Here is a 25,219-nt window from a genome sequence, read left to right as displayed (position 1 = left end):
TTCAGCCGAGGGCGTAGCCCGCCCCGCGCACGGTGCGCAGCACGTCTTCGCCGCCGTGCTGGGACAGCGCCTTGCGCAGCCGTCCGACATGCACGTCGACGGTGCGGGTGTCGACATAGACGTCGCGCCCCCAGACCCGGTCGAGCAGCTGCTCGCGGCTCCAGACCCGCCCCGGCTTCTCCATGAAGGTCGAAAGCAGCCGGAACTCGGTCGGCCCGAGCTTCAGGGGCTGGCCGTCGCGGGTCACGCGGTGGGTCTCGGCGTCGAGCAGGATGTCCTGGTATTCGAGCTGCTGGCCCGCCGCCGCGGGCCGGGTCCGGCGCAGCTGCGCGCGCACCCGGGCCATGAGCTCGATCACCGAATAGGGTTTCACCACGTAGTCGTCGGCGCCGGTCTCGAGGCCGCGCACGCGGTCGACCTCTTCGGAGCGGGCCGAGAGCATGATCACCGGCACGCCCCGCGTCTCGGGGCGGATCTTGATCTGGCGGCAGACCTCGATGCCCGAGAGCTTGGGCAGCATCCAGTCGAGGATCACGATGTCGGGCTGCTCCTCGTCGAAGAGCAGCATCGCCTCCTCGCCGTCCTCGGCCCGGGCCACGCGGAAGCCCTCGGCCTCCAGGTTGTAGCTCAGAACCTCGCGCTGCGCGGCCTCGTCCTCGACCACCAGCACGATCGGTTTCGCCCCGGACATGCCTCGTTACCCTTCCTTGGGATCCAGCGAATAGGTCGCGTCCGACGAGGTCTTGTCGGCTTTCTCGCGCGGCAGGTCGCCGCGTTCGCCGGAGACCACGAAGACCACCTGTTCGCAGATCGAGGTCACGTGGTCGCCCATGCGCTCCACGTTCTTGGCGATGAAATGCAGGTGCATGCAGGCGGTGATGTTGCGCGGGTCCTCGAGCATGAAGGTCAGGATCTCGCGGAAGATGGTGTTGTACATCCGGTCGAGCTCTTCGTCGCGCGCGATCACGTCGCGGGCGAGCTCGGCGTCGCGCTGGATATAGGCGTCGAGCGCGTCCTTCAGCATCAGCTCGACCTCGCGCGCCATGCGCTTCAGCGAGGCGCCGACCCCGGCGACGGGCTGGAGCTGCGCCAGGACCCCGGTGCGCTTGGCCATGTTCTTCGACAGATCGCCGATGCGCTCGAGGTTGGCCGACATCCGCATCACCGAAAGCACCAGCCGCAGGTCCGACGCGGTGGGCGCGCGCAGGGCCAGCACCCGCGCCGCCTCGTCGTTGAGGCTGTCTTCCAGCGCGTCGACCGCCCGGTCGCTGGCGCGCACCTGTTCGGCCAGCTCCTCGTCGCGGGTCGCCAGGCTCTGGGCGGCATCCCGGATCTGGGTCTCCACCAGGCCGCCCATCTTCATGATCTGGGCCTGGATGCCTTCGAGGTCGCGGTCGAAGGCCGAGCTGATGTGGGGCGTCATGTCACTCATGTCTTATCCGATCCGTCCGGTGATGTAGCTTTCGGTCCGGCTGTCCTGGGGGTTGGTGAAGATCTTGTCGGTCTCCCCGTATTCCACGAGATTGCCGAGGTGGAAGAAGGCGGTCTTCTGGCTGACCCGCGCGGCCTGCTGCATGGAGTGGGTGACGATCACCACGGAGTAATCCTGGCGCAGCTCGTCGATCAGCTCCTCGACCTGGCCGGTGGCGATCGGGTCGAGCGCCGAACAGGGCTCGTCCATGAGCAGGATCTCGGGCTCGGTGGCCACCGCGCGGGCGATGCAGAGCCGCTGCTGCTGGCCGCCCGAGAGCCCGGTGCCCGGCGCGTCGAGCCGGTCCTTCACCTCGTCCCAGAGCGCCCCGCGGCGCAGCGCCCGCTCGACGATCTCGTCGAGCTCGGCCTTGTTCTTGGCCAGCCCGTGGATCTTCGGCCCGTAGGCCACATTGTCGTAGATCGACTTCGGGAAGGGGTTCGGCTTCTGGAACACCATGCCGACCTTGGCGCGCAGCTGCACCGGGTCGACGCGCTTGTCGTAGATGTCCTCTCCGTCGATGCGGATCGAGCCTTCGATGCGGGCGATGTCGATGGTGTCGTTCATGCGGTTCAGGCAGCGCAGGAAGGTCGACTTGCCGCAGCCCGACGGGCCGATGAAGGCCGTCACCGTCTTGTCGAGGATGTCGACCGAGACGTCCTTGATGGCGTGGGTGTCGGCGTAATAGACCTGCACGTCCTTCGCGGCGATCTTGACGTCTTTGGCGCTCACTTCTCTCTCCGCTCGGGTTGGATTGTCGTACATGATGATAACTCCTTACCAGCGGCGCTCAAACTTGCGGCGCAGGATGATCGCGATGGCATTCATCGCGAAGAGGAAGACCAGCAGGATGATGATCCCGCCCCAGGCGCGCTCGTAATAGGCCGGATCGGCGCGTTTGGCCCATTCGTAGATCTGCGCGGGCATGGCCGAGTTGGGGTCGAGGAACCCCGAGGCGAGGCCGTCGGGATAGTTGGTCGCGATATAGCCCACCATGCCGATCAGCAGCAGCGGCGCGGTCTCGCCCAGGGCCTGCGCGAGGCCGATGATCGTGCCGGTCAGGATGCCGGGCAGAGCCAGCGGCAGCACGTGGTGGAAGACCGCCTGGGTCTGCGAGGCGCCCACCCCCAGCGCCGCGGCGCGGATCGAGGGCGGCACCGCCTTCAGCGCCGCGCGGGTCGAGATCACGATGGTCGGCAGGGTCATCAGCGTCAGCGTCAGCCCGCCCACGATGGGCGCCGACTGCGGCAGCTCCACGACCTGGATGAAGACCGCGAGCCCGAGGATGCCGAAGACGATCGAGGGCACCGCCGCGAGGTTCGAGATGTTCACCTCGATCAGGTCGGTGAAACGGTTCTTCGGCGCGAATTCCTCGAGGTAGATCGAGGCGGCGACGCCGATCGGCAGCGACAGCCCCAGCACCACCAGCATCATGAAGAAGGAGCCCAGCATGGCGACCCCGATGCCGGCCTGTTCGGCGCGGCTTTCCGAGGCGTCGGTGCCGGTGATGAAGTCCCAGTTGAAGGATTTCTGGACCAGACGCTCGGCGCGCATGGCGTCGATCAGGTCGAGGTGCTCGGGGTCGATGTTGCGGTCGCGCTCGGCGCTGGCGCGGTCGACCCGGCCCTTGAGGTAGCCATCGGTGCGCGAGCCCGCGAGGATGCGCACCTCGAGCCGCTCTCCGATCAGTTCGGGGTTTTCGATCACCCGGTCGCGCACCTGTGCGGCCGCCGAGGCCGAGATCAGCGGCCCCATGTCGCCGGCGCCGCCGAAGCTCTCCTCGAAGCCCAGCTCGCGCGCCTGTTCCCAGACCGCCTCCTGGATCAGGGGCTTGTAGGTGAAGGTCGTCGCCTTGGAGGGTTCCTCGCGGTCGAGCTTCTCGGGATCGAGATAGACCGGCACCTCGATGAAGGTCTGCTGGAAGGCCGAGACGCCGTTCCAGAGGATCGAGCTCAGGAGCACCACCAGGAAGAAGACCCCGGTCGCGATGGCGGCGATGCCATAGGCGCGGAAGCGGCCCTCGGCGGCGTTGCGCTTGCGGGTGTTGGCATCGGCCGAGATGATCGACCGGCCCTGACCGGAGGCGGCGGCCGGGCTGGCAGAGGCGTTGGCGTCGGTCATTCGTACTGCTCCCGGTACTTGCGGACGATGTAGAGGGCGAAGACGTTGAGCGCGAGCGTCAGCACGAAGAGCGTCATGCCGAGCGCGAAGGCCACCAGCGCCTCGGGCGAGGCGAAATCGGCGTCGCCGGTCAGCTGGCTGACGATCTTGGCGGTCACCGTGGTCATCGCCTCGAAGGGATTGCCCGAGATCCGCGCGGCGGCACCGGCGCCCAGCACCACGATCATGGTCTCGCCGATGGCGCGCGAGGCGGCCAGCAGCACCGCGCCGACGATGCCCGGAAGCGCGGCGGGCAGGATCACCTGCTTGATGGTCTCGGACTGGGTGGCGCCCAGCCCGTAGGAGCCGTCGCGCAGCGACTGCGGCACGGCGTTGATGATGTCATCGGAGAGCGAGGAGACAAAGGGGATGAGCATGATGCCCATGACCAGACCGGCGGTCATCACCGCGGTGCCCGCGGGCATGATGCCGATGCCGCCGTCGCCGAAGACCTTCATCAGAAGCGGCCCGACGGTCAGCAGCGCGAAGAGGCCGTAGACGATGGTCGGGATGCCGGCGAGGATCTCGATCGCGGGCTTGGCCACGGCGCGCACCTGCCTGGTGGCGTATTCCGACAGGTAGACCGCCGCGAAGAGCCCGATCGGCACCGCCACCAGCAGCGCGATGAAAGAGATGTAGAGCGTGCCCCAGAGGAGCGGCAGAATGCCCAGCTCCGAGCCGCCGCCGAAGGAGGGCGACCAGGTGGTCGAGAAGAAGAAGTCGCTGGCGGGATAGAGGCGGAAGAACTCGATGGTGTTGAAGACCAGGCTCAGGACGATGCCGATGGTGGTCAGGATCGCGATCGAGGCGGCCAGGATCAGGAGCGCGCGGATGCCCTGCTCCACGGTGTTGCGGGCGCGGAAGTCCTTGCGGGACTCGGCGATACCGTAGATCAGGCCGGCGAGCGCCAGGGCCAGCACGACCACGGTGCGCAGCGTGCCCGCGGTGGCGCTGAGCGCGCGGTAGTCCTGCGCCGAGATCAGCACCTGAGCGGTCACGTCGGAGCCAAGCGCCACGCCCGCGTCGGCGAGCCGCGCGCGCACGTCCGAGGTCTCGACCCGCATGGTCTCGGCCTCGTCGAAGGTCATGCTGCCGCGCGCCACGGCCACGTCGAGCCCGTTGGCCACCCGGCGCACATCGGCCATCACCAGGCTCGTCGCCCGGTCCGAGCGCGAGGCTTCCTCGGCGATGTCGCTGCGGATCATCTGCTCGACCGCGAAGGGCTGCAGCACCAGCCAGAGCGCCATCATCAGAAGCGCCGGCACGGCGACCTTCATCGCCACGTTGGTCCCGTAATAGGAGGGCAGCGAATGCAGGCGGCGGGCGTCTCCGCCGGCCCCGGCAAGCGCCCGCTGGCGTCCGCCGACATAGCCGATCACGGCCAGCGCCAGAACGATGAGGATCAGCCAGGATGACGGCATGGTCTGTGGCTCCGCTGTCTTGGGCAGTCAAAAAGGGAAGGGGCGGCGATATAGCGGCCGCCCCTTCCCGTCAATCATTGCGGGCCGGTTAGGAGCCGGTGCCCATGACGGTTTCGTTCTCGATCTTGGCCTGGGTCTCGGCCAGTTCCGGGTCGGGCACCAGGCCGTAGTTGGCCAGCGGTCCGCCGGGGCCGGCGATCTCGTCGGCGACGAAGAAGGAGGCGAATTCCTTCAGGCCGGGGATGACGCCGATGTGGGCCTTCTTGATGTAGAAGAACAGCGGGCGCGAGACCGGGTATTCACCGGCTGCGATCGACTCGGTGGTCGGCTCGACGCCGCCCATGGTGGCGACCTTCAGCTTGTCGGTGTTGTTCTCGTAGAAGGCCAGGCCGAAGACGCCGACACCCTCGGGGTTGCTGTCGATGCGGGCCAGGGTCTCGGTATAGTCGCCGTCGATGTCGACCGAGGCGCCATCGGTGCGGACCGCCATGCAGGCGTCCTCGGCGTCGTCCTCGGACATGCCGCCGTCGAGCATAGCCTGCATCGCGCCGGTGTCTTCGCAGCCCTGCAGCAGGACCTTCTCTTCGAAGACCTCGCGGGTGCCGTGCTTGGTGCCCGGGATGAAGGCCGCGATGTCGACCGCCGGCAGATCGGCGTTGGCATCGGCCCAGGTGGTGTTCGGGTTCTCGACCAGCTCGCCGTCGACGAGGATCTGTTCGCCGAGCGCGTTGAACCAGTCGGAGGGCTCGAAGGCGGTGAAGGCCGGGCCGTCGATCTGGCTGGCGAAGACGATGCCGTCATAGCCGATGCGGACCTCGATGATCTCCTCGACGCCGTTGGCGGCGCAGGTCTCGACCTCGCCGCTGCGGATGGCGCGCGATGCATTGGCGATGTCGATGGTGTTCTCGCCCACGCCTTCGCAGAAGCGCTTCAGGCCCGCCGAGGACCCGCCCGATTCCACGACCGGGGTCGGGAAGTCGAAGTTCTCGCCGAAGGCTTCGGCGACGATCGAGGCATAGGGCAGAACGGTCGAGGAACCGGCCACCTGGACGTTGTCGCGCGACTGCGCGAAGGCCGGAGCCGCGACGGCCAGCGCCAGTGCGGAGACGGTGAGGGTCTTGGTCATGAATCACTCCATTCGAGTGTGTGTTTTCCTATCGGACGAGCGCTCCCGAGGAAGCGAACTCGGCGCGACGCCTAAAGATCACCGCTGAAGCTTTTGTGACGGGGATGTAACAGTTTCATGACAGCGCCCCGGGGAATCTTCCCGAATTCGCCCCGAGGCATCACGATAAAGCCAGCGCCCTAGCCGGGCCCCTACCCCGGAATACCTTTTTGTCGGCGGGATTGGGCCGCAATCTCGTCCGCAATCGCCCGGAATTCCGCCGCCTTCGCGGGGTAAGATAAAATAATGGTCCGAGATCTGACATATTGGGGCGCAGCCCTGCACAATGGCCCACCGCTGAGTTTCCGGGCCTGGCTGACCGATGCGATCGTCAATCTCGCCGGGCTGATTCTGGCCCTCGGGGGGGCCGCCTTCCTGATGGGCTGGGCCACGGTTTCGGGCGCCTCGGGGCCGGTGCTCATGGCGCTGTCGCTTTATGCCGCGGCGCTGGTGGCGAGCTTCCTGGCCTCGCTGGTCTACAACTCCGGGCCCTGGCACGCGCAGCGGCCGCTCCTGCGGCGGCTCGACCACGCGGCGATCTACATCAAGATCGCGGGCACCGCGACGCCCTTCGCGGTGATCGTGGCCTCGCCCTTCGCGCTGTCGATGATGTCGCTGGTCTGGGTGCTGGCGCTCTACGGCGCCTCGCGGAAGCTGTTCTTCTGGTGGAAGCCCGGGCGTTTCGACCCCTTCGTCTACCTGGGCCTGGCCTGGTTCTCGGCGCTGCCCATGGTGGCGCTGCCGGGGCTGGTGCCGCAGGCGACCATGTGGCTGATGCTCGCGGGCGGGCTGATCTACACCGGCGGGGTCTATTTCTACATGCGCCACGACTGGCCCTATGCGCGGGCGCTCTGGCACATCTGCGTGCTGGCCGCCGCGAGCGCGTTCTACGCCGCGGTGATCCTCGGCGCGCCGGGCCGGCTGTTCTGAGCGGAGAGGGCGGGGCCTGCGCCCGCCGGCTTGTCCCTCACCGCCCCACTTAAGTCAGTGGAGAGACCCGCCGCCCCGGCCAAATCTCACTTGCCGAAGCGCCGCATCTCCACCGTCACCACGCCCGAGGCATCAGCGCGCACGACCGCCAGGTCGCCGTAGTTCAGAGGCGCGGGCCCGGGCAGCGACAGCGCCTCCCAGAGCGGCGCGATATTGCCCTTGTTGCCGACCCAGAGCAGCGCCCGCGCCTCGTTCCCCGGCAGGATGCGCGCGGCGATGCGCGAGTCGGGCACCGTCTCGATCTCGAGGTCCTGCACCGCGGCGACCGGCGCGGCGGTGGCGCGGTTCCGGGCGTAGCTCGTGGAATAGATCCGGTCGATCGGCGCCTCGGCCAGGGCCAGCGCCAGCGCCTCGGCGCGGGCGACGCCAGCCTTGGTCAGCGCGTCGCCGTCCTTCTCGCCGTGGCGCACGACGTAAAGCGTGGTGCCCGGCGCCAGCCGCGCCTGGGGCCCCGGCCCCGCGCAGCCCGCAAGCACAAGCGCGCCCGCGCCCGCCAGGAATATCCGTCGGTCCATCTGGTCATCCTCCCCCGTCCTGTCCCGGCGGAAAGACTGCCCCGCGCGGGACGCCCTTGGCAATCGCCTAGCGCGGCAGGATGACCTGCACCTCGGTGCCCTGGCCGGGGGTGGAATCGATCCGCACGCGGCCGCGGTGGCGGTTCACGATGTGCTTGACGATGGCGAGCCCCAACCCGGTGCCGCCCTTCTCGCGCGAGCGGTGGGAATCGACGCGGTAGAAGCGTTCGGTCAGCCGCGGCAGGTGCACCGGGTCCATGCCCGCGCCGGTGTCGCGCACGATGATGCGCACGCCCTCGTCGCGGACCGGCGCCTCGTAGCCCGGCCGGGTCACCGCGATGGTCACCCGCGCGCCTTTCCCGGCGTATTTCAGCGCGTTCTCGGTGAGGTTCACCAGCACCTGCCGCAGCTGGTCGGAATCGCCCCGGACCTCGACGCTCTCGGGCAGTTCGGTGACGATCTCGATGCCCGCGTCCTCGGCGATGCGCGAGAGCCCGAGCGCCACGGATTTCACCAGTTTCGCCAGGTCGAGCCGCGCGGTCGGGCGCACCCGTTCCTCGGCCTCGACGCGGCTCAGCGACAGAAGGTCCGCGATCAGCCGGTTCATGCGCTCGGCCTCAGCCTCCATGACGCCCAGGAAGCGCTCGCGCGCGGCGGGATCCTCCTTGGCGGGGCCCTTCAGCGTCTCGATGAAGGAAATCAGCGCGGTGAGCGGCGTCTTCAGCTCGTGGCTGACATTGGCCACGAAGTCGCGGCGCATCTGCATGGCGCGTTCGAGCGAGGTCTCGTCCTCGAAGCTGACCAGCACGCCGGTGCCGGGCACCGCCTTCACGCTGACCCGGAAGGTGGTGTCCTGCTGGCCGTCGTTGGTCAGGTAGCGCGCCTCGCGCGGCTGGGCGTCGCGCATCACCGCCTCGACGGCGTCCAGCACCACCGGCTGGCGCAGCGCGGTGATGAAATGCCGCCCCACGAGGCCCCGGCCCAGCATCTGCCGGGCCTTGTCGTTGGCCGCCTCGATGCGCTCGTCGCGCCGGATCAGGAGCGCGGCCAGCGGCATCGCCTCGAGGAAGGCCTCGGAGGTCATCCCCGCGCCGCCCGGGCCGCGGCGAGCCCCGCGTCGAAGGCGCCAAGCAGCGCCTCGGGCTCCTCGAGGCCGACGGAGACGCGGAACATGCCCTCGGAGATCCCGAGCGCCGCGCGGCCCTCGGGCGTCAGCGCGCGATGCGAGGAGGAGGCGGGATGCGACAGCGTGGTGCCCACGTCGCCCAGCGTCGGCGCGAAGGCCAGCGACTCCGCGCCCTTGGTGAAGGCATTGGCCGCGGCGCGGCCGCCCTCGATCTCGAAGCTGACCATGTTGCAGCCCTGCCCGGCCAGGAGCCCCTGCGCGCGGTTGCGGTCGGGGTGATCGGCGCGGGTCGGGTAGAGCACCTTGGTGACGCCCTCCTGGCCCGCGAGATGCGCGGCCAGCCGCTCGGCGCTGTCCTGGGTGCGGGCGAAGCGCAGGTCGAAGGTCATCATGCCGCGCTCGGCCAGCCAGCAGTCGAAGGGCGAGGGCGTCATGCCCGTCGTCACGGCGAAATCGCTCATCGCCTTCTGCTGGGCGGGATCCTTGGCGGCGACCCAGCCCAGCGTCACGTCGGAATGCCCGGCGAGAAGCTTGGTCACCGAGTGGATCACCACGTCGGCGCCGTGCTCGGCGGGCCGGATCGCGGAGGGGGTGGTGAAGGTGTTGTCGACGACCAGCGTGACGCCGCGCGCGCGGCAGAGCTCGGCGATGCCGTCAAGGTCCGCGACCCGCAGCGTCGGGTTCGAGACCACCTCGATCAGCGCCAGCTTGGTCTCCGGGCGGAAGGCGGCGGCGAAGGCCTCGGCGTCGGTCGGATCGGCGCGCGAGGTGGCGATGCCGAGGCGCGGCAGATCCTCGGCCAGGAGCCGCAGCGAGCGGCCGTAAAGCTGGTCGCCGCCGACCACGTGGTCGCCCGCCCGCGTCAGGCCCAGGAGCGCCGCGGTCACCGCCGCCATGCCCGAGCCCAGCGTCAGCCCCTGCTCCATGCCCTCGCGCCGGGCCACGGCGCGGGCCAGGGAGACGGCGTTGGGATGGCCCTCGCGGGCGTAGGTATAGCCCTGGACCCGGCCCTCGTATTGATCGTCGAGCGAATCCGGCGTCTCGGAGGCATAGACCACCGAAGGCTGGATCGGCGGGACCACCGGGCGCGAGGCGCCTTCCTCGAAACCGTCGGGGCGTTGCAGGGTGCGTTTGGTGCTCATGCACATCTCTCCTCAGGGCGGGCGCCATGCGCGCCGCGGATCATCGTCAAAAACCGTCGGGCGGCCGTCGGGGGCGCCGCGCTTAAAGCGCGGTCAGCCCCTCGCGGAACCGCCGGGCGTTCTCCTGGTATTTCCGGGCCGAGAGGCGCAGACTCTCGATGGCCTCGGCGTCGAGCTCGCGGACCACCTTGCCGGGCATGCCCATGACCAGGCTGCCGTCGGGGATCTCCTTGCCCTCGGTGATCAGCGCGCCCGCGCCGATCAGGCAGTTCTTGCCGATCCTGGCGCCGTTCAGGATTGTCGCGCCCATGCCGATCAGGCTGTTCTCGCCGATCACGCAGCCATGCAGCATGACCTTGTGGCCGATGGTGCAGCCCGCGCCCACCGTCAGCGGAAAGCCGGGATCGGTGTGGCCCACCACGTTTTCCTGGATGTTGGTGCCGTCGCCGATGGTGATCGGCTCGTTGTCGCCGCGCAGCGTCGCGCCGAACCAGACCGAGGCGCCCTGCCCCAGCGTGACCTGGCCGATGACATTGGCGTCCGGCGCCACCCAGGCATCCCCAGCCAGCTTGGGCGAAACCCCGTCCAGTGCGTAAAGCGTCATGGCTGTCCCTCCTCGAACTCCGATTGCAGGTGACGGACGTGATCGGTCAGCCCGGGCTGCTGGCTGCGCCGCAGCCGCGTGGCGGTGACGATGGACTTGAGCCGCGCCTCGGTCTCGTCGAGGTCCTGGTTGACCAGCACGAAGTCGTAGCCGTCCCAGTGGCTGATCTCGTCCCAGCTTTTCTGCATCCGCTTGGCGATCACCTCGGGGCCGTCCTGGCCGCGCCCCTCGAGCCGGCGCTTCAGCTCGGCGATGGAGGGCGGCAGCAGGAAGATCGACAGCGTGTGCATGCCGAGCGAGGAGTTGCGGATCTGCTGCGCGCCCTGCCAGTCGATGTCGAAAAGCACGTCGTGCCCGGCCTCGATGGCCTCGGCCACGGGCCCGCGCGGCGAGCCGTAGAAATTGCCGAAGACATGGGCGTGTTCCAGCATCTCGCCCTCGGCCACGAGCCGCTTGAACTCGGTCTCCGAGGTGAAGCGGTAATCCGTGCCGTCGACCTCGCCGGGACGCGGGGCGCGCGTGGTGGCCGAGACCGAGAAGACGATGCTCTCGTCCCAGGCCCGGAGCCGCCGCGCCAGGGTGGATTTGCCCGCGCCCGAAGGCGAGGAAAGGATGATCAGAAGCCCGCGCCGGGATGCCTCCATGCCGCTCACTCCACGTTCTGTACCTGTTCGCGCATCTGCTCGATGAGCGTCTTCAGCTCGAGCCCCACCTCGGTCAGCGGCGCCGAGCCGGCCTTCGAGCAAAGCGTGTTCGCCTCGCGGTTGAACTCCTGCATCAGGAAGTCGAGCTTGCGCCCCACCGCGCCTTCCGCCGCGAGCATGCCCCGCGCCGCGGCGATATGGGCGCGCAGCCGGTCGATCTCTTCGGTGACGTCGGATTTCACCGCGATCAGCGCCAGCTCCTGGGCGATGCGGGCCGCGTCGAGCCCCTCGGTGTTGTCCATGACGCGCGCGAGCTGCGCCTTCAGCCGCTCGGCCTGTTCGGGCCGGCGCGCCTCGGCGCGGGCCTCGGCGGTGTCGATCAGCGTGGCCATCCGGTCGAGCTGGCCTTTCAGGATCTCGCTCAGCGCCGCGCCCTCTTCGGCGCGGGCGGCGATGAAGGCCTCGAGCAGGGCGTCGAACTCGTAGACCAGCTGGCCGCGCAGCACCTCGGGGTCGTGGCGGGTCTGGACCTCTTCCATGACACCCCGCAGGCCCAGCACCTCGGCGGCGCTGGCGGGCGTGAGGCTCAACCCCTCGGTCCGGGCGGCGGCCTCGACGCGGGTCAGCGCCGCCAGCACGTCCGAGAGCGCCGCGTCGTTGACCGACTGCCGCGCCGTGGCGGTGCCCGGGGCGAGCTTCAGCGAGACCGAGACCGAACCGCGGGCCAGCCGCGCCTGGGCCCGGGCGCGCAGCGCGGGCTCGAGCCCCTCGATCCAGTCGGGCACGCGCAGGCGCAGGTCCAGCCCCTTGCCGTTCACGCCGCGGATGTCCCAGGCCCAGGACAGCCCCTCGGTCGCCCCCTCCGCCGAGGCAAATCCGGTCATCGAATGCCGCATGTGGCGCGACCCTCCCGCACGTCGTCTCGCTCCCGGGTTACGTGAGCCCGGGGGGCAAGGCAAGCGCGGGCCGCTGTTAACCAGCGGTAACGAAACTTGCGGCAATTTCAGGAAAATCCGCCTAGTTAAGGCTTTGGTAACGACGTTGACACAGGATCCGCCAAGGGGCTGGCGGTGCCGTTGCAAGTGAGGACCCGCGCATGACCCGCCCGACCCGGACCGAGACTGGAGTGATTTCCATGCTGACCCACAGCCAGGCGCTGCAACGCGCGCCGCTGGCGATCATCGACGCCTATTGGCACGGCTTGGCCGAGGTCTCGGGCGAGGTGCCGGCGCGAGCGCAGATCGACCCCAGGGCGATCGAGGATGCGCTCGACAACGCCTTCCTGCTGCACCACCTGCCCGAGGGCGTGACCCGGGTGCGGGTGGCGGGGCTGCATCTGAACGATCTTGCCGGCAAAGAGGTCGCGGGCCGGCCCCTGGGGGATCTCTTCCACCCCGAGGCGCGCGAGGAACTGGCGCGCGGGCTCGCGGCGGTCTTTTCCGGGCCCGCCGCGCTAAGCCTCCGGCTGAGCGCGCCCGAGGGCTTCGGCCAGGACGCGCTCCTGGGCGAGATGACGGTGCTGCCGCTCCGCGGCGAGCGCGGACAGGCCGATCGGGCCATCGGCGGGGTGGTGACCTCGGGGCCGATCGGCCAGACGCCGCGCCGCTTCGCGATCGAGGAGTTGGAGATCACCCCCATCGAGGGGCTCGCCCCCCTGCCCGCGCCCCGCCAGGGTTTCGCCGAACCCGCCGCGACCTGGGAGCCCGCGCCGCTCTCGGGCCAGCATCTGCGGTTGGTGATTTCCAACGACTGAGGGGCTGAGCTGCCTGGCGTCCTGAGGGGGCGGGCGCAGACTTAGACTACTGAGAACGCAACGAAAAACGCGCCCCGGTTTGATCTCGGGGCGCGTTTTTTCTCAGAAAATGCGGTCAGCTGTGGCTCGGAACGCTCACGGCCTGCCTCTTGCTTTAGAGACAGTCACAATCCGGCGCTCCGGCGGTCCGTCCAAGGGTCGCCCCGGCCCGCCCCAAGGATTATCGCCCTCACTCCGCCGCAGTCGTCAGACCGCCCGGCGGTGCGGCGAGGACCGAGGCATAGGCCGCCTGCCCGCCCGCATAGGCCATGGTCGCCGCCAGCATGCCCGCCTTCGAGCCGCAGTCGTAGCGCACACCCGAGAAGCGGAAGCCGCAGAGGCCCACGGTCTCGACGCCCGCGGCGATGGCATCGGTGAGCTGGATCTCTCCACCCGCGCCCGGCGGCAGCCCGTCCAGCGCCTCGAAGATGCTCGCGTCGAGCAGGTAGCGCCCGACCACCGCCTGGCGCGAGGGCGCCGCCTCGGGCGCCGGTTTCTCGACCATGCCGCGCGCGAGGATCAGCCCGCCTTCGCGGCCGGTCGCATCGAGCACGCCGTAGGAAGAGACCTCCTCGGCGCCGACCTGCATGGTGGCGACCATATGGCCGGCCCGCGCGGGGTCATAGGCGTCGATCATCTCCTTCAGGCAGCCCTCGCCGCCTAGGATCAGGTCGTCGGGCAGCACCACCGCCACCGGCCCCGGCAGCACCTCGTCGCGGGCGCAAAGCACCGCGTGGCCCAGGCCCAGCGGCTCGGGCTGCATGACGAAGCGCACCTGCATGGCGTCCTCGTCGACGGCATTGTCGTGCAGCATCTCCGCCAGCCGCGCCTTGCCGCGCTCGCGCAGGGTGGCCTCGAGCTCGGCATCGGCGCGCACGTAGCGCTCGATCGCCTCCTTCGAGGGGTGGCTGACGAAGATCATCCGCTCGATCCCGGCCTCGCGGGCCTCGTCGATGGCGAACTGGATCAGCGGCGTGTCGAGAACCGGCAAGAGCTCCTTCGGCGTCGCCTTGGTGGCGGGAAGAAAGCGGGTTCCGAGCCCCGCCACGGGGAAGATCGCGGTTCTGACCCGGCGGTCTCTGGCGGTTGGCGTGCGGTCCATGTTCAATGCTCCTTGCGGGTCTGCGGTCGGGCGGCGCCCGGCCTTCTGAGAAAAAGGGTATGGATGCCTCAGCTTAAGTCAAAAGCGCCGCGCCCCGTTCCCTCGAGTGCCCGGCGGGCCCGGGGTGACGTCGGCTAACCCCTTGATTTCGCGTCATCGGCCCCAGGTCCATTCGGGCCGAGACCTGCCGCATTTCGCGCCGTTTCGCTGCAATGCGGCGGCTCACCCTTCGAAATCGGCAGCCCGCCGCTGAATTCCTGTGCGTGGCCGCGAAAAATTGCCTAAAGAAGGGGCAGAGCGGCGCCCGGGCCCCTGCCCGGCCCGGATCGGGGCCCGCGGTCTGGACGATTCCGCCGCACCCCCTAGCCTTTTTCCTAGGCGCGGCCCTTCGCGGCCCGCAGGATCAACGCAAACAACCAGAGGCCCCAGGCCCCGAGCATGGACGGACAGACCCTGACCCTTCGCAGCGACACAGACGGACGCATCCGCAGATCGGCCCGCCCCTACGACCGGATCACGGTGATCGGCATGGGGGCCTGGGGCACCGCCCTGGCCGCCGTCGCCGCCTCCGCCGGCCGCGAGGTGCGGCTCTGGGGCCGGCGCGCGGATCTTGCCCGCGACATCAACGAGACCCGGGTGAACACCCGCCACCTGCCGGACGCGCATCTGCCCGAGGGCATCCTGGCCCTGACCGACCTGCCCGCCGCGCTCGAGCACAGCGAGGCGGTCCTGCTGGTCACCCCCTCGCGGACGTTGCGCAAGGTCTGCGCCGAGCTGCGGCCCTATCTGCCCCAGGGCGTGCCGCTGGTGCTGTGTTGCAAGGGCATCGAACAGGGCACCGGCTACCTCCTGAGCCACCTGGTCGAGGAAGAGTTGCCGGGCCATCCGGTCGGCGCGCTGTCGGGCCCGACCTTCGCCAAGGAGACGGTGCTGGGCCATCCGACCGCCGCGACCATCGCCTTCGAGTTCCGCTACACCGACCGACTCCGCCCCGAGGACAGCCCCGCCGCGCGGCTCTCGGTCTCGATGTCCTCCTCGGCCTTCCGGCCTTATATCTCGGACGACCTCGTGGGCGTGGAGATCGGCGGCGCGGTGAAGAACGTGATCGCCATCGCCTGCGGGATGATGACCGGCGCGGGTTTCGCCGAGAACACCCGCGCGGCGCTGATCGCCCGCGGCATGGACGAGATGAAGTTCCTCGCCGAGGCGCTGGGCGGCCGCCGCGAGACGATCACCGGGCTTTCGGGCGCGGGCGACCTGACGCTGACCTGCTCGTCCACCACCTCGCGCAACATGTCGCTGGGCGTGCAGCTCGGCCAGGGCAAGGCGCGCTCGGAGTGTTTCGACGGCAAGAAGGTCGTGGTCGAGGGCGAGGTCAACGCCATCTCGGTCGTGGACCTGGCGCGGCGGATCGGGGTGCATATGCCGATCTGCGAGACGGTGCACGCGATCCTGCACGAGGGCGCGGCGCTGGACGAAAGCTTCACCGACCTCTGGGCCCGGCCGCTCGAATCCGAGCCGCGGGCGCTCTCGATCGAACTGGTCCACCCCAAGGCAAGAAGGGATCCCGCCCAATGAGCCAGAGGCCCGCGATCACCACCCCGCTCGACGCGCGCCGCTTCGTGCTGGCGACCGATCTCGACGGCACCTTCCTGGGCGGCAGCCAGGCCGACCGGCGCCGGCTCTACGACTGGATCGAGGCCCACCGCGAGACCATCGGCCTGGTCTTCGTCACCGGCCGCGACCCGGGGTTCATCGTCGAGCTTTGCGACGGCGGCGTGCCCTGGCCGGAATATGTGATCGGCGACGTCGGCACGACCATCGCGAAGGTCGAGGGCCGCGAGATTACCCCGATCCCCGAGCTCGAAACCGAGATCACCGCCGCTTGGGGCGACGCCGGCGAGCGGGTGCGCGCCACGCTCGACGGTCACCCGGGGCTGAGGCTGCAGCCCACGGGCTTCCGCCACCGGGTGAGCTACGACCTCGACCCCGAGACCTTCGATGACAGCGCCAAGGCGCGCGTCGAGGCGCTGGGCCTCGACTGGCTGATCTCGGACAACCGCTATTTCGACGTGCTGCCCGCCGGGGTCTCGAAAGGCCCCTCGCTCCAACGCTTCGCCAGCGCCATGGCGCTGGACGCGGCCCGGGTCTTGGCGGCGGGCGACACGCTCAACGATGCCTCGATGCTGGAATGCGGCCTGCCCGCCGTGGCCGTCGGCGGGTCCGAGGCGGCGCTGCTCGAACGGGTGGCGCATCTGCCGCATGTGCACAAGGCCGAAGCCGTGGGCGCGGGCGGCATCCTCGAGGCCGTCGCCGCACTTGAACTCCATCCTGTCCCGGAGGGCGTCTGAATGGGAAGCGATCTGGTCATCGTCTATCACCGCCAACCCTACGAGGAGGTGGTCGAGAACGGCAAAACCGTCTTCAAGGAGAACAAGAGCCCCAACGGCATCGTGCCGACGCTGAAAAGCTTCTTCGGCCGCGTCGAGAACGCCGCCTGGGTGGCCTGGAAAGAGGCCGAGGACGTCACCGACCCGGGCTTCGAGCGCGTCGTCCAGATCGAGGACAGCTTCGGCAAATACACCGTCTCGCGGCTGCCGCTGACCGCCTCGGACGTCTCGAGCTTCTACCATGTCACCTCGAAGGAGGCCTTCTGGCCGATCCTGCACGGCTTCAAGGAGAAGTATAACTACGACCCGGTGGACTGGGGCACCTTCCGCAAGGTGAACCAGGCCTTTGCCGAGGCCGCCGCCGCCGAGGCCGCCAAGAACGCCGCGATCTGGGTGCATGACTACAACCTCTGGCTGGTGCCGGGCTACCTGCGCAAGATGCGCCCCGACCTGCGCATCTCCTTCTTCCACCACACGCCCTTCCCGGCGGCGGACATCTTCAACGTGCTGCCCTGGCGCGGCGAGATCATCGACTCGCTCCTGGCCTGCGACGTGGTGGGCTTCCACATCCCGCGTTACGCCTCGAACTTCGTCTCGGTGGTGCGCTCGCTGCGCGACGTGGGCGAGGTGCCGCGGGTGAAGGTCTCGGAGGATTTCATCTCCGAGGGCTCGGCGCTCTCGGACCGCACCCAGCCGGTGCAGATCCAGACCGAGGACCGCGCGGTCAAGCTGGGCGTCACGCCGGTCGGCGTCGACACCGATTACATCGCCCGGGTCACCAAGTCCGACGAGACCAAGGCCCGCGCCAAGGCCATCAAGGAGGAGCTGGGCGGCGACCGGCTGATCCTGTCGGTCGGGCGCACCGATTACACCAAGGGCGGGGCCGAGCAGCTTCTGACCTACGAGCGGCTCCTGGAGAAACACGAGCACCTGCGCGGCACCACGCGGCTTCTGCATGTCTCGGTCTCGGCCAACCGCAACATGAAGGTCTATGCCGATATCCAGCAGGAGATCGAACAGATCGCGGGCCGCATCAACGGGCGCTTCGGCACCTTCACCTCGACGCCGGTGGCGCTGATCTCGCGCGCCATCCCCTTCGAGGAGCTGGTCGCCTATTACCGCGCCGCGGACGTGGCCTGGATCACGCCGCTCGCCGACGGGATGAACCTGGTCTGCAAGGAGTTCGCCGCCGCCCGCGACGACGAGGACGGGGTGCTGGTCCTGTCGGAGTTTGCCGGGGCCGCGATCGAGCTGGGCTCGGCGATCCTGACCAATCCCTACAGCAACAAGAACATGGACCACGCCATCGAGACGGCGCTGAACATGAGCGCCGAGAACCGCAAGAGCCGCATGACCGAAGCGCGCCGCAAGGTCTGGACCTACAACACCGCCCGCTGGGCGCAGGATCAGCTCGCGCTGCTCTCGCCCGAGGATTTCGCGGCGGAGGGCTGAGCCGCCGCGAGGGGCCATGGGCAATGTCGCGCGCTATCCCTGGTTTCGCGCCGCCCAGAACCTGCTGTTCTGGCAGGCGACCTGGTTTCTGTATTTCCAGGAGGCGCTGACCCCGGCGCAGGCGATCCTGCTTTACGCGGTCTATGACCTCTCGAGCACGCTGGTCGAAGTGCCCTCGGGCGCCATGTCCGACCGGCTCGGGCGGCGGGTGACGCTGATCGCTTCGGCGCTTGCGCTGGTGGCGGGCTCGGTGCTCCTGGCGCTTGGCGGGGCCTTCTGGGTCTTCGCGCTGGGCCAGGCGCTTCTGGGCGCGGGCATGGCCTTCACCTCGGGCACCGACAGCGCGTTTCTCTATGAGAGCCTCGCCGAGACCGGCGAGACCGAGCGCATCGAGGCCGAGGAGCTGCGCGCCTGGCGCTTCTCCTTCGCCGCCCTCCTGGTGGCGGCGCCCCTGGGCGGGGCCGCGGCGCTCTGGAGCCTGCCCCTGCCGTTCTGGCTCTCGGCGCTCTCCTCGGCGGTGGCGCTGGGACTGGCGCTGTCCTTCACCGAGCCGCAGCGCATCCGCAGCTCGGGCGAGGTGCAGCTCTCGCAGCTGGGCGCCCTGGGCCAGGCGCTGCGCGACCGGGTGCTGCTCTGGCTCTTCGCGCTGGCGGTGCTGATGTATGGCTTCAGCCACCTGCCCTTCATCTTCGGCCAGCCCTTCATCCTCGAGGCGCTGGAGCCCTTGGGCCTAGCCGCCGATGCGCCGCTGGTCTCGGGCGGGATCACGGCGGTGATGATGGCGGTCTCGCTTCTGGCCTCGCTGGCGGCGCCGGGGCTGCGGGCGCGGATCGGGCTCGGACCCATGCTGGTCCTGGCTTTTGCCATGCAGGTGGCGCTGGTCGCGGTACTGGCGCTCAGCGCCTCGGCGCTGGCGATCCTGGCGCTGGCCCTGCGGATGGTGCCCGATGCCTTCTCGCGGCCCTTCCTCCTGGCGGCGATCCAGCCGCGGCTCAAGGGCGAGGCGCGGGCCACCTACCTGTCGATCCAGGCGCTGGTCGGGCGGCTGATCTTCGCGGCCTCGCTCTGGGTGGCCTCGTTCGGGACCGGCGGGGTCGACCGGATGAGCCAGCCGGAAATCTCCGCGATCCTGGGGGTTTACGCGGGCGTGGGCCTGGCCTGCCTGCTGGCGCTGGGCGTGACGGTCCGGGTGATGCGCGGGGCGGCCCCGAAGCAGAGGTGAGCCGCTCAGAGGTCGCACACGGCCATGCGCCCCGCGTCGCGGTTCAGATCACTCAAAGCTGTTCGGGGTGAGAAACGGCGGCGCGGCCTCACCGCGCGTTCTGCCCAACCGGGCGCGGCACGACGGCCCCAGCCCGCCGGAAAGCCCCCCGGGCGAGGCGCAAACGGCCCCGCCCGGCGGTGGTCTCGATCAGCTCGCCTCGGCCGCGCGGGTCTCGCGGTGAGCGGTCAGCTCCTCGGCGACGAGGAAGGCCAGCTCCAGCGATTGCGTCGCGTTCAGGCGCGGGTCGCAGGCGGTGTGGTAGCGGTCCGAGAGGTTCTCGTCGGAGATCGCATGCACCCCGCCGGTGCATTCGGTCACGTCCTGGCCGGTCATCTCGAAGTGCACGCCGCCGGGGATCGAGCCCTCGGCCTTGTGCACCGCGAAGAAGTCGCGGACCTCGCGCAGCACCGCGTCGAAGGGCCGGGTCTTGTAGCCCGAGGGCGACTTGATGGTGTTGCCATGCATCGGGTCGCAGACCCAGGTCACCTTGGCGCCTTCCTCGCGCACCGCCTGGACGAGCGGCGGCAGCTTCTCGCCCACCTTGCCCGCGCCGAAGCGCGCGATGAGGGTCAGCTTGCCCTCCTCGTTTTCGGGGTTGAGCTTGCGCATCAGCACCTTGAGGTCCTCGGGGTCGGTGGTCGGCCCGCACTTCAGCCCGATCGGATTCAACACGCCACGGGCGAACTCCACATGCGCGCCGTCCGGCTGCCGCGTGCGGTCGCCGATCCAGATCATGTGGCCCGAGCCCGCGAGCCATTTGCCCGAGGTGGAATCAAGACGGCAAAGCGCCTCTTCGTATTCCAGCAGGAGCGACTCGTGGCTGGTGTAGAAGTCCACGGTCTTGAGGTTGTGGTTGCTCTCGCTCTCGAGGCCCGCCGCCTTCATGAAGTCCAGCGTGTCCGAGATGCGGTTGGCCATGTCGCGGTAGCGCGCGGCCTTCTCGCTCTCGATGAAGCCAAGCGTCCACTGGTGCACCTGGTGGATGTCCGCGTAACCGCCCGTCGAGAAGGCGCGCAGGAGGTTCAGCGTCGCCGCCGCCTGGGTGTAGCCCTGCAGCATCTTCTGCGGGTTGGGCGTCCGCGCCTCAGGCGTGAAGGCCAGGTCGTTGATGATGTCGCCGCGGTAGGAGGGCAGCTCCTGGCCGTCCACCGTCTCGGTCGGGGCCGAGCGGGGCTTGGCGAACTGGCCCGCCATCCGGCCGACCTTCACCACCGGCACCTTGGCGCCATAGGTCAGCACCATGGCCATCTGCAGCATCACCTTGAAGGTGTCGCGGATCGCATCGGCCGAGAACTGGTCGAAGGCCTCGGCGCAGTCGCCGCCCTGCAACAGGAAGGCCTCGCCCCGGCCGGCCGCACCGAGCTGGCGCTTCAGCGCACGGCTCTCGCCCGCAAAGACCAGCGGCGGATACTTCGAAAGCTGCGCCTCGACGGCGCTCAGTTCTGCCGCGTCGGTATAATCCGGCATTTGCACCCGAGGCTTCTGCCGCCACGTGTTTTTCTGCCAATCACTCATCGCATCTCTCCAGTCTGCCGCGCTTGCCCGCGCGTCGGGGTCCGGGTGTAGCCCATCGCAGGGCCCGGCGCCATAACCCATTTCCCCGATTTTTCCCCCGTCGCTTGACGCCGGTGCTCGGTTCGGGACTCTGGGCGGATCGGGCGGATTTGAGTCGCGCGAGGGAGGATCCGATGACGCAGGATGCAGCGGTCACCGCCGGCGCAGGAGAGGCGCGGCGCAAGCATTTCGTCTTTGTGCTTCTGCCCAATTTCACGCTGATCTCCTTTGCCGCCGCGCTCGAGACGCTGCGGCTGGCCAACCGCATGGCCGGAGAGACCCTGTACAGCTGGGCGATCCTCGGCGAGGGCGGCGGCAAGATCACCTGTTCGGCCGGCACCACCTTCGAACTCGACGGCGACCTGGGCCAGCTGGGCCGCGACGACACCGTGGTGGTCTGCGGCGGGCTCGACATCCAGGCGGGCACCACCAAGCCGCTGTTGAACTGGCTGCGCCGCGAGGCCCGGAACGGCCACCGCATCGGCGGGCTCTGCACCGCGGCGCATGTGCTGGCGCGCGCGGGGCTGCTCGACGGCAAGCGCGCGACGATCCACTGGGAGAACCAGGACAGTTTCGCCGAGGAGTTCGACGAGGTGACGCTGACCAAGGCGGTCTTCGCGGTCGACGGCAACCGCTTCACCACCGCCGGGGGCACCGCCTCGCTCGACCTGATGCTGAAGCTCCTGGCCGACGACTACGGCGAGGGGCTCGCCAATGCGGTCGCCGATCAGCTGATCTACTCGGCGATCCGCACCGACCAGGACGTGCAGCGGCTCTCGGTGCCGACCCGGATCGGCGTGCGCCACCCCAAGCTCGCCGAGGTCATCCGCATGATGGAGGCCAATATCGAGGAGCCGATCAGCCCGGCGGCGCTGGCGCGCGACGTGGGCATGTCGACCCGGCAGCTCGAACGGCTGTTCCGCCGCTACCTCAACCGCAGCCCGAAGCGGTATTACATGGAGCTGCGGCTGCAGAAGGCGCGGAACCTCCTGATGCAGACCGACATGACGGTGATCAACGTGGCCCTGGCCTGCGGCTTCACCTCGCCGTCGCATTTCTCCAAGTGCTACCGCTCGCATTACCGCACCACGCCTTACCGCGAGCGCGGCAGCCACGCCGAGACGCGGGCGAAGTAGCGGGGGCTCTATTTGGATTGGGTGAGAGCGGCTTAACGCCCGGTGTCTCCGAGGAGGCCGTGAGCGTCTCTACACGCCGCGCGATTTGAGCCTGAAAGCCCGCCTGAGACGGGCCAAACGCCCTCGCGCATAGGCCAGAGATCCAGCGCAATCGCACCACCAACCGCCCCGCGCCCGACGCGCAAGCGAGCCCGCGTGACGTCGCTGCCTCGCCCTGCCCGAGCCCCCTGCCCGGCCCGCCGCAGCGCCGCTTGCGTCACCGCAATGTCACCCTTTCCTTTTCCAAAACCCGCGCCTAACCTCGCCCCAGGACTGAGATCCGAACACAGGGAGACCATTATGAAAAAACTGCTTATGGCGACCGCCGCCTCCGCTCTGACCGCGGGGGCCGCCTTCGCCGAAAGCCACGCGAGCGACGTGCGCCTCGGCATCCTGCTCAGCTTCACCGGCCCGATCGAAAGCCTGACGCCCGCCATGGGTTCCGGCGCGGAACTGGCCGTGGGTGAAGTGACCGGCAACGAGAACTTCCTGGGCGGCGCCTCGGTGACCCCGGTGCGCGGCGATGCGACCTGCGTCGACGCGGCAGCGGCCACCGCCGCGGCCGAGCGCATGATCACCTCGGAAGGCGTCATGGGCATCATGGGCGCCGACTGCTCGGGCGTGACCACCGCCGTCCTGGCCAACGTCGCCGTGCCGAACGGCGTGGTGATGATCTCGCCCGCCGCGACCTCGCCGGCGCTGTCCTCGGCCGAGGACAACGGGTTGTTCTTCCGCACCGCGCCCTCCGACGCGCGCCAGGGCCAGGTGCTGGCCAACGTGCTGAACGAAAAGGGCATCTCCTCGGTCGCCGTGACCTATACCAACAACGACTACGGCAAGGGCTTCGCCGATGCCTTCTCGGCCGCCTTCGAGGAGACCGGCGGCGAGGTGACCCTGGTCGCCGCGCATGAGGACGGCAAGGCCGACTACTCGGCCGAGGTCGGCGCGCTGGCCTCCGCGGGCGGCGATGCGCTGGTCGTGCTGGGCTACGTCGATCAGGGTGGCGCGGGCGTCATCCAGGGCGCGCTCGACACCGGCGCCTTCGACACCTTCGCCTTCGGCGACGGGATGATCGGCGACGCGCTGACCGATGCCTTCGGCAGCGACATCGACGGCTCCTTCGGCACCGCGCCGGGCAGCGAGAACGAGGGCGGCGCCCTCTTCGCCGAGATGGCAGCCGAAGCCGGCATCGACGGCACCTCGGTCTACGCGGGCGAGAGCTATGACGCGGCGGCGCTGATCCTGCTGGCCATGGCGGCCTCGGGCTCGACCGACTCGACCGAATATTCGGGCGCGATCATGGACATCGCCAACGCCCCCGGCGAGCCGATCCTGCCGGGCGAGCTGCAGAAGGCCCTCCAGATCATCGCCGACGGCGGCGAGATCGACTACCAGGGCGCCTCGGGCGTCGAGCTGGTGGGCTCGGGCGAAGCGGCCGGCTCCTATGCCGAATACACCGTCGAAGGCGGCGAGCTGAAGGTGGTCGGCTACCGCTGATCGTGGTGTTGCGCTAACAGGCGGCCCGGGGGTTCCATCCCGGGCCGTTTTCGTTAAAAGGCCGGATCAGCCGGCCAAAGAAGCCGGCGCATCGAAGGGATATTCCAGTGATCCGGGTCGAGAACCTCCACCGCCATTTCGGCGGATTCCGGGCCGTCGACGGCGCCTCTCTCGAGATCGCCACGGGGTCGATCACCGGCCTCGTCGGGCCGAACGGGGCCGGCAAGTCGACGCTGTTCAACGTCATTGCGGGCGCGCTGCCGCCGACCAGCGGGTCGGTCTTCATGGACGGTGAAGACATCACCGGGCTGGCGCCGCACGAACTGTTCCACAAGGGCCTGTTGCGCACCTTCCAGATCGCGCATGAGTTCTCCTCCATGTCGTGCCGCGAGAACCTGATGATGGTCCCGGGCGCCCAGTCGGGCGAGACGCTCTGGAACGCCTGGTTCGGGCGCGGGCGCATCGCCCAGGAAGAGGCCGCGCTTCTGAAGAAGGCCGACGAGGTCCTGGACTTCCTGACCATCAGCCATCTCAAGGACGAGAAGGCCGGCAATCTCTCGGGCGGTCAGAAGAAGCTGCTCGAGCTGGGCCGCACCATGATGGTCGACGCCAAGGTGGTCTTTCTCGACGAGGTCGGCGCCGGGGTGAACCGCACGCTGCTCAATACCATCGGCGACGCGATCAAGCGGCTGAACGAAGAGCGCGGCTACACCTTCTGCATGATCGAACACGACATGGATTTCATCGGCCGTCTTTGCGACCCGGTGATCGTCATGGCCGAGGGCAAGGTCCTGGCCCGCGGCACCATCGCGGAGATCAAGGCCAACGACGAGGTGATCGAGGCCTATCTCGGCACCGGGCTCAAGAACAAGGAGACCGCGGGATGAGCGACAGCGCCTATTCCGGCCGCGGCAACAAGGACCGCTCGATCGGGCGCGAACCGGCGGCGCGCTCGGGCGACCCGGTGCCCGCCGGCGGCAAGGCCCGCCCCGCCCCCGAGGGCCCCTTCCTGATCGGCGAGGCGATGACCGGCGGTTACGGCCGCGGCGCCGACATCCTGCATTCCTGCACCATCGCCGTGGAGCGCGGCGAGATCGCGGTGATCGTCGGTCCCAACGGCGCCGGCAAGTCGACCGCGATGAAGGCCGTATTCGGCATGCTGAACCTGCGCGAGGGCGCGGTGCGGCTCGACGGCGAGGAGATCACCCAGCTCAGCCCCCAGGATCGGGTGCTGAAGGGCATGGGCTTCGTGCCCCAGACCTCGAACATCTTCACCTCGATGACGGTGGAGGAGAACCTCGAGATGGGCGCCTTCATCCGCACCGACGATTTCTCGGACACCATGGCGCAGGTCTACGACCTCTTCCCGATCCTGAAGGAAAAGCGCCGCCAGGCGGCGGGCGAGCTCTCGGGCGGCCAGCGCCAGCAGGTGGCCGTGGGCCGGGCGCTGATGACCAAGCCCAAGGTGCTGATGCTCGACGAGCCCACCGCCGGCGTCTCGCCGATCGTCATGGACGAGCTTTTCGACCGGATCATCGAGGTCGCCCGCACCGGCATCCCGATCCTCATGGTCGAACAGAACGCCCGCCAGGCGCTGGCCATCGCCGACAAGGGCTACGTGCTGGTCCAGGGCCGCAACGCCCATACCGGCACCGGCCGCGAGCTTCTCGAAGACCCGGAGGTGCGCGCCTCCTTCCTGGGCGGATGATGCAGGGCATGGCACGCGGCATGACATATCACGACACAACGACGGGA

General features: G+C 69.1%; 24 protein-coding genes. 10 read left to right on the top strand and 14 right to left on the bottom strand.

Annotated elements, in window-relative coordinates:
• Position 1 precedes the first annotated feature (1 nt).
• The 6 genes from phoB to LR948_RS05220 all read right to left on the bottom strand — a co-directional run bounded on the left by phoB (position 2) and on the right by LR948_RS05220 (position 6,178).
• Positions 2-691 carry a phosphate regulon transcriptional regulator PhoB gene (gene phoB / locus LR948_RS05245; RefSeq protein ID WP_232752925.1) on the bottom strand — a complete coding sequence of 230 codons (690 nt, stop codon included), beginning with the start codon at positions 689-691 and terminating at the stop codon, positions 2-4.
• 6 nt (positions 692-697) lie between these two features.
• The gene (gene phoU / locus LR948_RS05240) at positions 698-1,432 is read right to left on the bottom strand and encodes a phosphate signaling complex protein PhoU (RefSeq protein ID WP_232752924.1); all 735 of its coding nucleotides are present in this window, start codon (positions 1,430-1,432) and stop codon (positions 698-700) included.
• Between the two features lie 3 nt (positions 1,433-1,435).
• On the bottom strand, positions 1,436-2,236 hold the full coding sequence (pstB, locus tag LR948_RS05235; RefSeq protein ID WP_232752923.1) for a phosphate ABC transporter ATP-binding protein PstB: 801 nt from the start codon (positions 2,234-2,236) through the stop codon (positions 1,436-1,438).
• 12 nt (positions 2,237-2,248) lie between these two features.
• Entirely contained in the window at positions 2,249-3,592 is a 1,344-nt protein-coding gene (gene pstA / locus LR948_RS05230; protein WP_232752922.1) for a phosphate ABC transporter permease PstA, read from the bottom strand.
• Positions 3,589-5,052: a phosphate ABC transporter permease subunit PstC gene (pstC, locus tag LR948_RS05225; protein WP_232752921.1), complete on the bottom strand. Its 1,464-nt coding sequence runs from the start codon at positions 5,050-5,052 to the stop codon at positions 3,589-3,591. The genes pstA and pstC overlap by 4 nt, the downstream gene beginning before the upstream one ends.
• An 88-nt stretch (positions 5,053-5,140) precedes the next feature.
• Complete coding sequence (locus tag LR948_RS05220; RefSeq protein WP_232752920.1) at positions 5,141-6,178, bottom strand: substrate-binding domain-containing protein; 1,038 nt, start codon at positions 6,176-6,178, stop codon at positions 5,141-5,143.
• A gap of 285 nt (positions 6,179-6,463) precedes the next feature.
• Between LR948_RS05220 and LR948_RS05215 the strand changes: the two genes are divergently transcribed.
• Positions 6,464-7,147: a hemolysin III family protein gene (locus LR948_RS05215; RefSeq protein WP_232752919.1), complete on the top strand. Its 684-nt coding sequence runs from the start codon at positions 6,464-6,466 to the stop codon at positions 7,145-7,147.
• A gap of 86 nt (positions 7,148-7,233) precedes the next feature.
• On the opposite strand, the gene LR948_RS05210 is transcribed toward LR948_RS05215, so the two are convergent.
• The 6 genes from LR948_RS05210 to LR948_RS05185 all read right to left on the bottom strand — a co-directional run bounded on the left by LR948_RS05210 (position 7,234) and on the right by LR948_RS05185 (position 12,134).
• Complete coding sequence (locus LR948_RS05210; RefSeq protein ID WP_232752918.1) at positions 7,234-7,722, bottom strand: histidine phosphatase family protein; 489 nt, start codon at positions 7,720-7,722, stop codon at positions 7,234-7,236.
• Positions 7,723-7,789: 67 nt separating this feature from the next.
• The gene (locus LR948_RS05205) at positions 7,790-8,806 is read right to left on the bottom strand and encodes a cell wall metabolism sensor histidine kinase WalK (protein WP_232752917.1); all 1,017 of its coding nucleotides are present in this window, start codon (positions 8,804-8,806) and stop codon (positions 7,790-7,792) included.
• The gene (locus LR948_RS05200) at positions 8,803-9,990 is read right to left on the bottom strand and encodes a PLP-dependent aspartate aminotransferase family protein (protein WP_232752916.1); all 1,188 of its coding nucleotides are present in this window, start codon (positions 9,988-9,990) and stop codon (positions 8,803-8,805) included. Before LR948_RS05200 ends, LR948_RS05205 begins: the two co-directional genes overlap by 4 nt.
• Before the next feature lie 82 nt (positions 9,991-10,072).
• The gene (locus LR948_RS05195) at positions 10,073-10,594 is read right to left on the bottom strand and encodes a gamma carbonic anhydrase family protein (protein WP_232752915.1); all 522 of its coding nucleotides are present in this window, start codon (positions 10,592-10,594) and stop codon (positions 10,073-10,075) included.
• Positions 10,591-11,238 carry a guanylate kinase gene (gmk, locus tag LR948_RS05190; protein ID WP_232752914.1) on the bottom strand — a complete coding sequence of 216 codons (648 nt, stop codon included), beginning with the start codon at positions 11,236-11,238 and terminating at the stop codon, positions 10,591-10,593. Before gmk ends, LR948_RS05195 begins: the two co-directional genes overlap by 4 nt.
• A 5-nt stretch (positions 11,239-11,243) precedes the next feature.
• Entirely contained in the window at positions 11,244-12,134 is an 891-nt protein-coding gene (locus LR948_RS05185) for a YicC/YloC family endoribonuclease (RefSeq protein ID WP_232752913.1), read from the bottom strand.
• 200 nt (positions 12,135-12,334) lie between these two features.
• Between LR948_RS05185 and LR948_RS05180 the strand changes: the two genes are divergently transcribed.
• Positions 12,335-12,991, top strand: a complete 657-nt coding sequence (locus LR948_RS05180) for a PAS domain-containing protein (protein ID WP_232752912.1) — start codon at positions 12,335-12,337, stop codon at positions 12,989-12,991.
• 229 nt (positions 12,992-13,220) lie between these two features.
• Here LR948_RS05180 and LR948_RS05175 read toward each other — a convergent pair whose 3' ends face one another.
• Complete coding sequence (locus LR948_RS05175; RefSeq protein WP_232752911.1) at positions 13,221-14,132, bottom strand: UTP--glucose-1-phosphate uridylyltransferase; 912 nt, start codon at positions 14,130-14,132, stop codon at positions 13,221-13,223.
• 438 nt (positions 14,133-14,570) lie between these two features.
• Between LR948_RS05175 and LR948_RS05170 the strand changes: the two genes are divergently transcribed.
• The 4 genes from LR948_RS05170 to LR948_RS05155 are packed head-to-tail and all read left to right on the top strand — an operon-like array spanning position 14,571 to position 19,196.
• Positions 14,571-15,710: an NAD(P)H-dependent glycerol-3-phosphate dehydrogenase gene (locus LR948_RS05170; RefSeq protein ID WP_232752910.1), complete on the top strand. Its 1,140-nt coding sequence runs from the start codon at positions 14,571-14,573 to the stop codon at positions 15,708-15,710.
• Complete coding sequence (locus LR948_RS05165) at positions 15,707-16,483, top strand: HAD-IIB family hydrolase (protein WP_232752909.1); 777 nt, start codon at positions 15,707-15,709, stop codon at positions 16,481-16,483. Before LR948_RS05170 ends, LR948_RS05165 begins: the two co-directional genes overlap by 4 nt.
• Entirely contained in the window at positions 16,484-17,974 is a 1,491-nt protein-coding gene (ggpS, locus tag LR948_RS05160; RefSeq protein WP_232752908.1) for a glucosylglycerol-phosphate synthase, read from the top strand.
• Positions 17,975-17,990: 16 nt separating this feature from the next.
• Positions 17,991-19,196 (top strand): MFS transporter, encoded by a 1,206-nt coding sequence (locus tag LR948_RS05155; RefSeq protein WP_232752907.1) that lies wholly within the window; start codon positions 17,991-17,993, stop codon positions 19,194-19,196.
• Positions 19,197-19,385: 189 nt separating this feature from the next.
• Here the strand turns inward: LR948_RS05155 and LR948_RS05150 are convergent, their stop codons facing one another.
• Entirely contained in the window at positions 19,386-20,753 is a 1,368-nt protein-coding gene (locus tag LR948_RS05150; protein WP_232752906.1) for a class II 3-deoxy-7-phosphoheptulonate synthase, read from the bottom strand.
• 173 nt (positions 20,754-20,926) lie between these two features.
• Here LR948_RS05150 and LR948_RS05145 point away from each other — a divergent pair, with 173 nt between their 5' ends.
• The 4 genes from LR948_RS05145 (at position 20,927) to LR948_RS05130 (ending at position 25,172) form a co-directional block, all read left to right on the top strand.
• Positions 20,927-21,928, top strand: a complete 1,002-nt coding sequence (locus LR948_RS05145; protein WP_232752905.1) for a GlxA family transcriptional regulator — start codon at positions 20,927-20,929, stop codon at positions 21,926-21,928.
• 339 nt (positions 21,929-22,267) lie between these two features.
• Entirely contained in the window at positions 22,268-23,464 is a 1,197-nt protein-coding gene (locus LR948_RS05140) for an ABC transporter substrate-binding protein (RefSeq protein ID WP_232752904.1), read from the top strand.
• Positions 23,465-23,571: 107 nt separating this feature from the next.
• A complete protein-coding gene (locus LR948_RS05135) occupies positions 23,572-24,351 on the top strand; it encodes an ABC transporter ATP-binding protein (RefSeq protein ID WP_232752903.1) in 780 nt (259 codons plus the stop codon).
• A complete protein-coding gene (locus tag LR948_RS05130) occupies positions 24,348-25,172 on the top strand; it encodes an ABC transporter ATP-binding protein (RefSeq protein ID WP_232752902.1) in 825 nt (274 codons plus the stop codon). Before LR948_RS05135 ends, LR948_RS05130 begins: the two co-directional genes overlap by 4 nt.
• Positions 25,173-25,219 lie beyond the last annotated feature (47 nt).

Origin of the sequence: Roseivivax sp. GX 12232 (assembly GCF_021272185.1) — a bacterium.
Classification (GTDB): Bacteria; Pseudomonadota; Alphaproteobacteria; order Rhodobacterales; family Rhodobacteraceae; genus Roseivivax.
Note: the sequence above shows the minus strand (reverse complement) of the source record. Positions and strands in the feature narration are given on the sequence as shown.

Coding starts and splice junctions, on each gene's coding strand:
- LR948_RS05165 (WP_232752909.1), top strand. CDS start 15,707: ATGAGCCAGAGGCCCGCGATCACCACCCCGCTCGACGCGCGCCGCTTC.
- LR948_RS05170 (WP_232752910.1), top strand. CDS start 14,571: ATGGACGGACAGACCCTGACCCTTCGCAGCGACACAGACGGACGCATC.
- LR948_RS05175 (WP_232752911.1), bottom strand. CDS start 14,132: ATGGACCGCACGCCAACCGCCAGAGACCGCCGGGTCAGAACCGCGATC.
- LR948_RS05200 (WP_232752916.1), bottom strand. CDS start 9,990: ATGAGCACCAAACGCACCCTGCAACGCCCCGACGGTTTCGAGGAAGGC.
- gmk (WP_232752914.1), bottom strand. CDS start 11,238: ATGGAGGCATCCCGGCGCGGGCTTCTGATCATCCTTTCCTCGCCTTCG.
- pstA (WP_232752922.1), bottom strand. CDS start 3,592: ATGACCGACGCCAACGCCTCTGCCAGCCCGGCCGCCGCCTCCGGTCAG.
- LR948_RS05130 (WP_232752902.1), top strand. CDS start 24,348: ATGAGCGACAGCGCCTATTCCGGCCGCGGCAACAAGGACCGCTCGATC.
- LR948_RS05145 (WP_232752905.1), top strand. CDS start 20,927: ATGACGCAGGATGCAGCGGTCACCGCCGGCGCAGGAGAGGCGCGGCGC.
- LR948_RS05220 (WP_232752920.1), bottom strand. CDS start 6,178: ATGACCAAGACCCTCACCGTCTCCGCACTGGCGCTGGCCGTCGCGGCT.
- LR948_RS05155 (WP_232752907.1), top strand. CDS start 17,991: ATGGGCAATGTCGCGCGCTATCCCTGGTTTCGCGCCGCCCAGAACCTG.
- phoU (WP_232752924.1), bottom strand. CDS start 1,432: ATGAGTGACATGACGCCCCACATCAGCTCGGCCTTCGACCGCGACCTC.
- LR948_RS05210 (WP_232752918.1), bottom strand. CDS start 7,722: ATGGACCGACGGATATTCCTGGCGGGCGCGGGCGCGCTTGTGCTTGCG.
- LR948_RS05215 (WP_232752919.1), top strand. CDS start 6,464: ATGGTCCGAGATCTGACATATTGGGGCGCAGCCCTGCACAATGGCCCA.
- LR948_RS05185 (WP_232752913.1), bottom strand. CDS start 12,134: ATGCGGCATTCGATGACCGGATTTGCCTCGGCGGAGGGGGCGACCGAG.
- LR948_RS05140 (WP_232752904.1), top strand. CDS start 22,268: ATGAAAAAACTGCTTATGGCGACCGCCGCCTCCGCTCTGACCGCGGGG.
- pstB (WP_232752923.1), bottom strand. CDS start 2,236: ATGTACGACAATCCAACCCGAGCGGAGAGAGAAGTGAGCGCCAAAGAC.
- LR948_RS05195 (WP_232752915.1), bottom strand. CDS start 10,594: ATGACGCTTTACGCACTGGACGGGGTTTCGCCCAAGCTGGCTGGGGAT.
- LR948_RS05205 (WP_232752917.1), bottom strand. CDS start 8,806: ATGACCTCCGAGGCCTTCCTCGAGGCGATGCCGCTGGCCGCGCTCCTG.
- phoB (WP_232752925.1), bottom strand. CDS start 691: ATGTCCGGGGCGAAACCGATCGTGCTGGTGGTCGAGGACGAGGCCGCG.
- ggpS (WP_232752908.1), top strand. CDS start 16,484: ATGGGAAGCGATCTGGTCATCGTCTATCACCGCCAACCCTACGAGGAG.
- LR948_RS05180 (WP_232752912.1), top strand. CDS start 12,335: ATGACCCGCCCGACCCGGACCGAGACTGGAGTGATTTCCATGCTGACC.
- LR948_RS05150 (WP_232752906.1), bottom strand. CDS start 20,753: ATGAGTGATTGGCAGAAAAACACGTGGCGGCAGAAGCCTCGGGTGCAA.
- pstC (WP_232752921.1), bottom strand. CDS start 5,052: ATGCCGTCATCCTGGCTGATCCTCATCGTTCTGGCGCTGGCCGTGATC.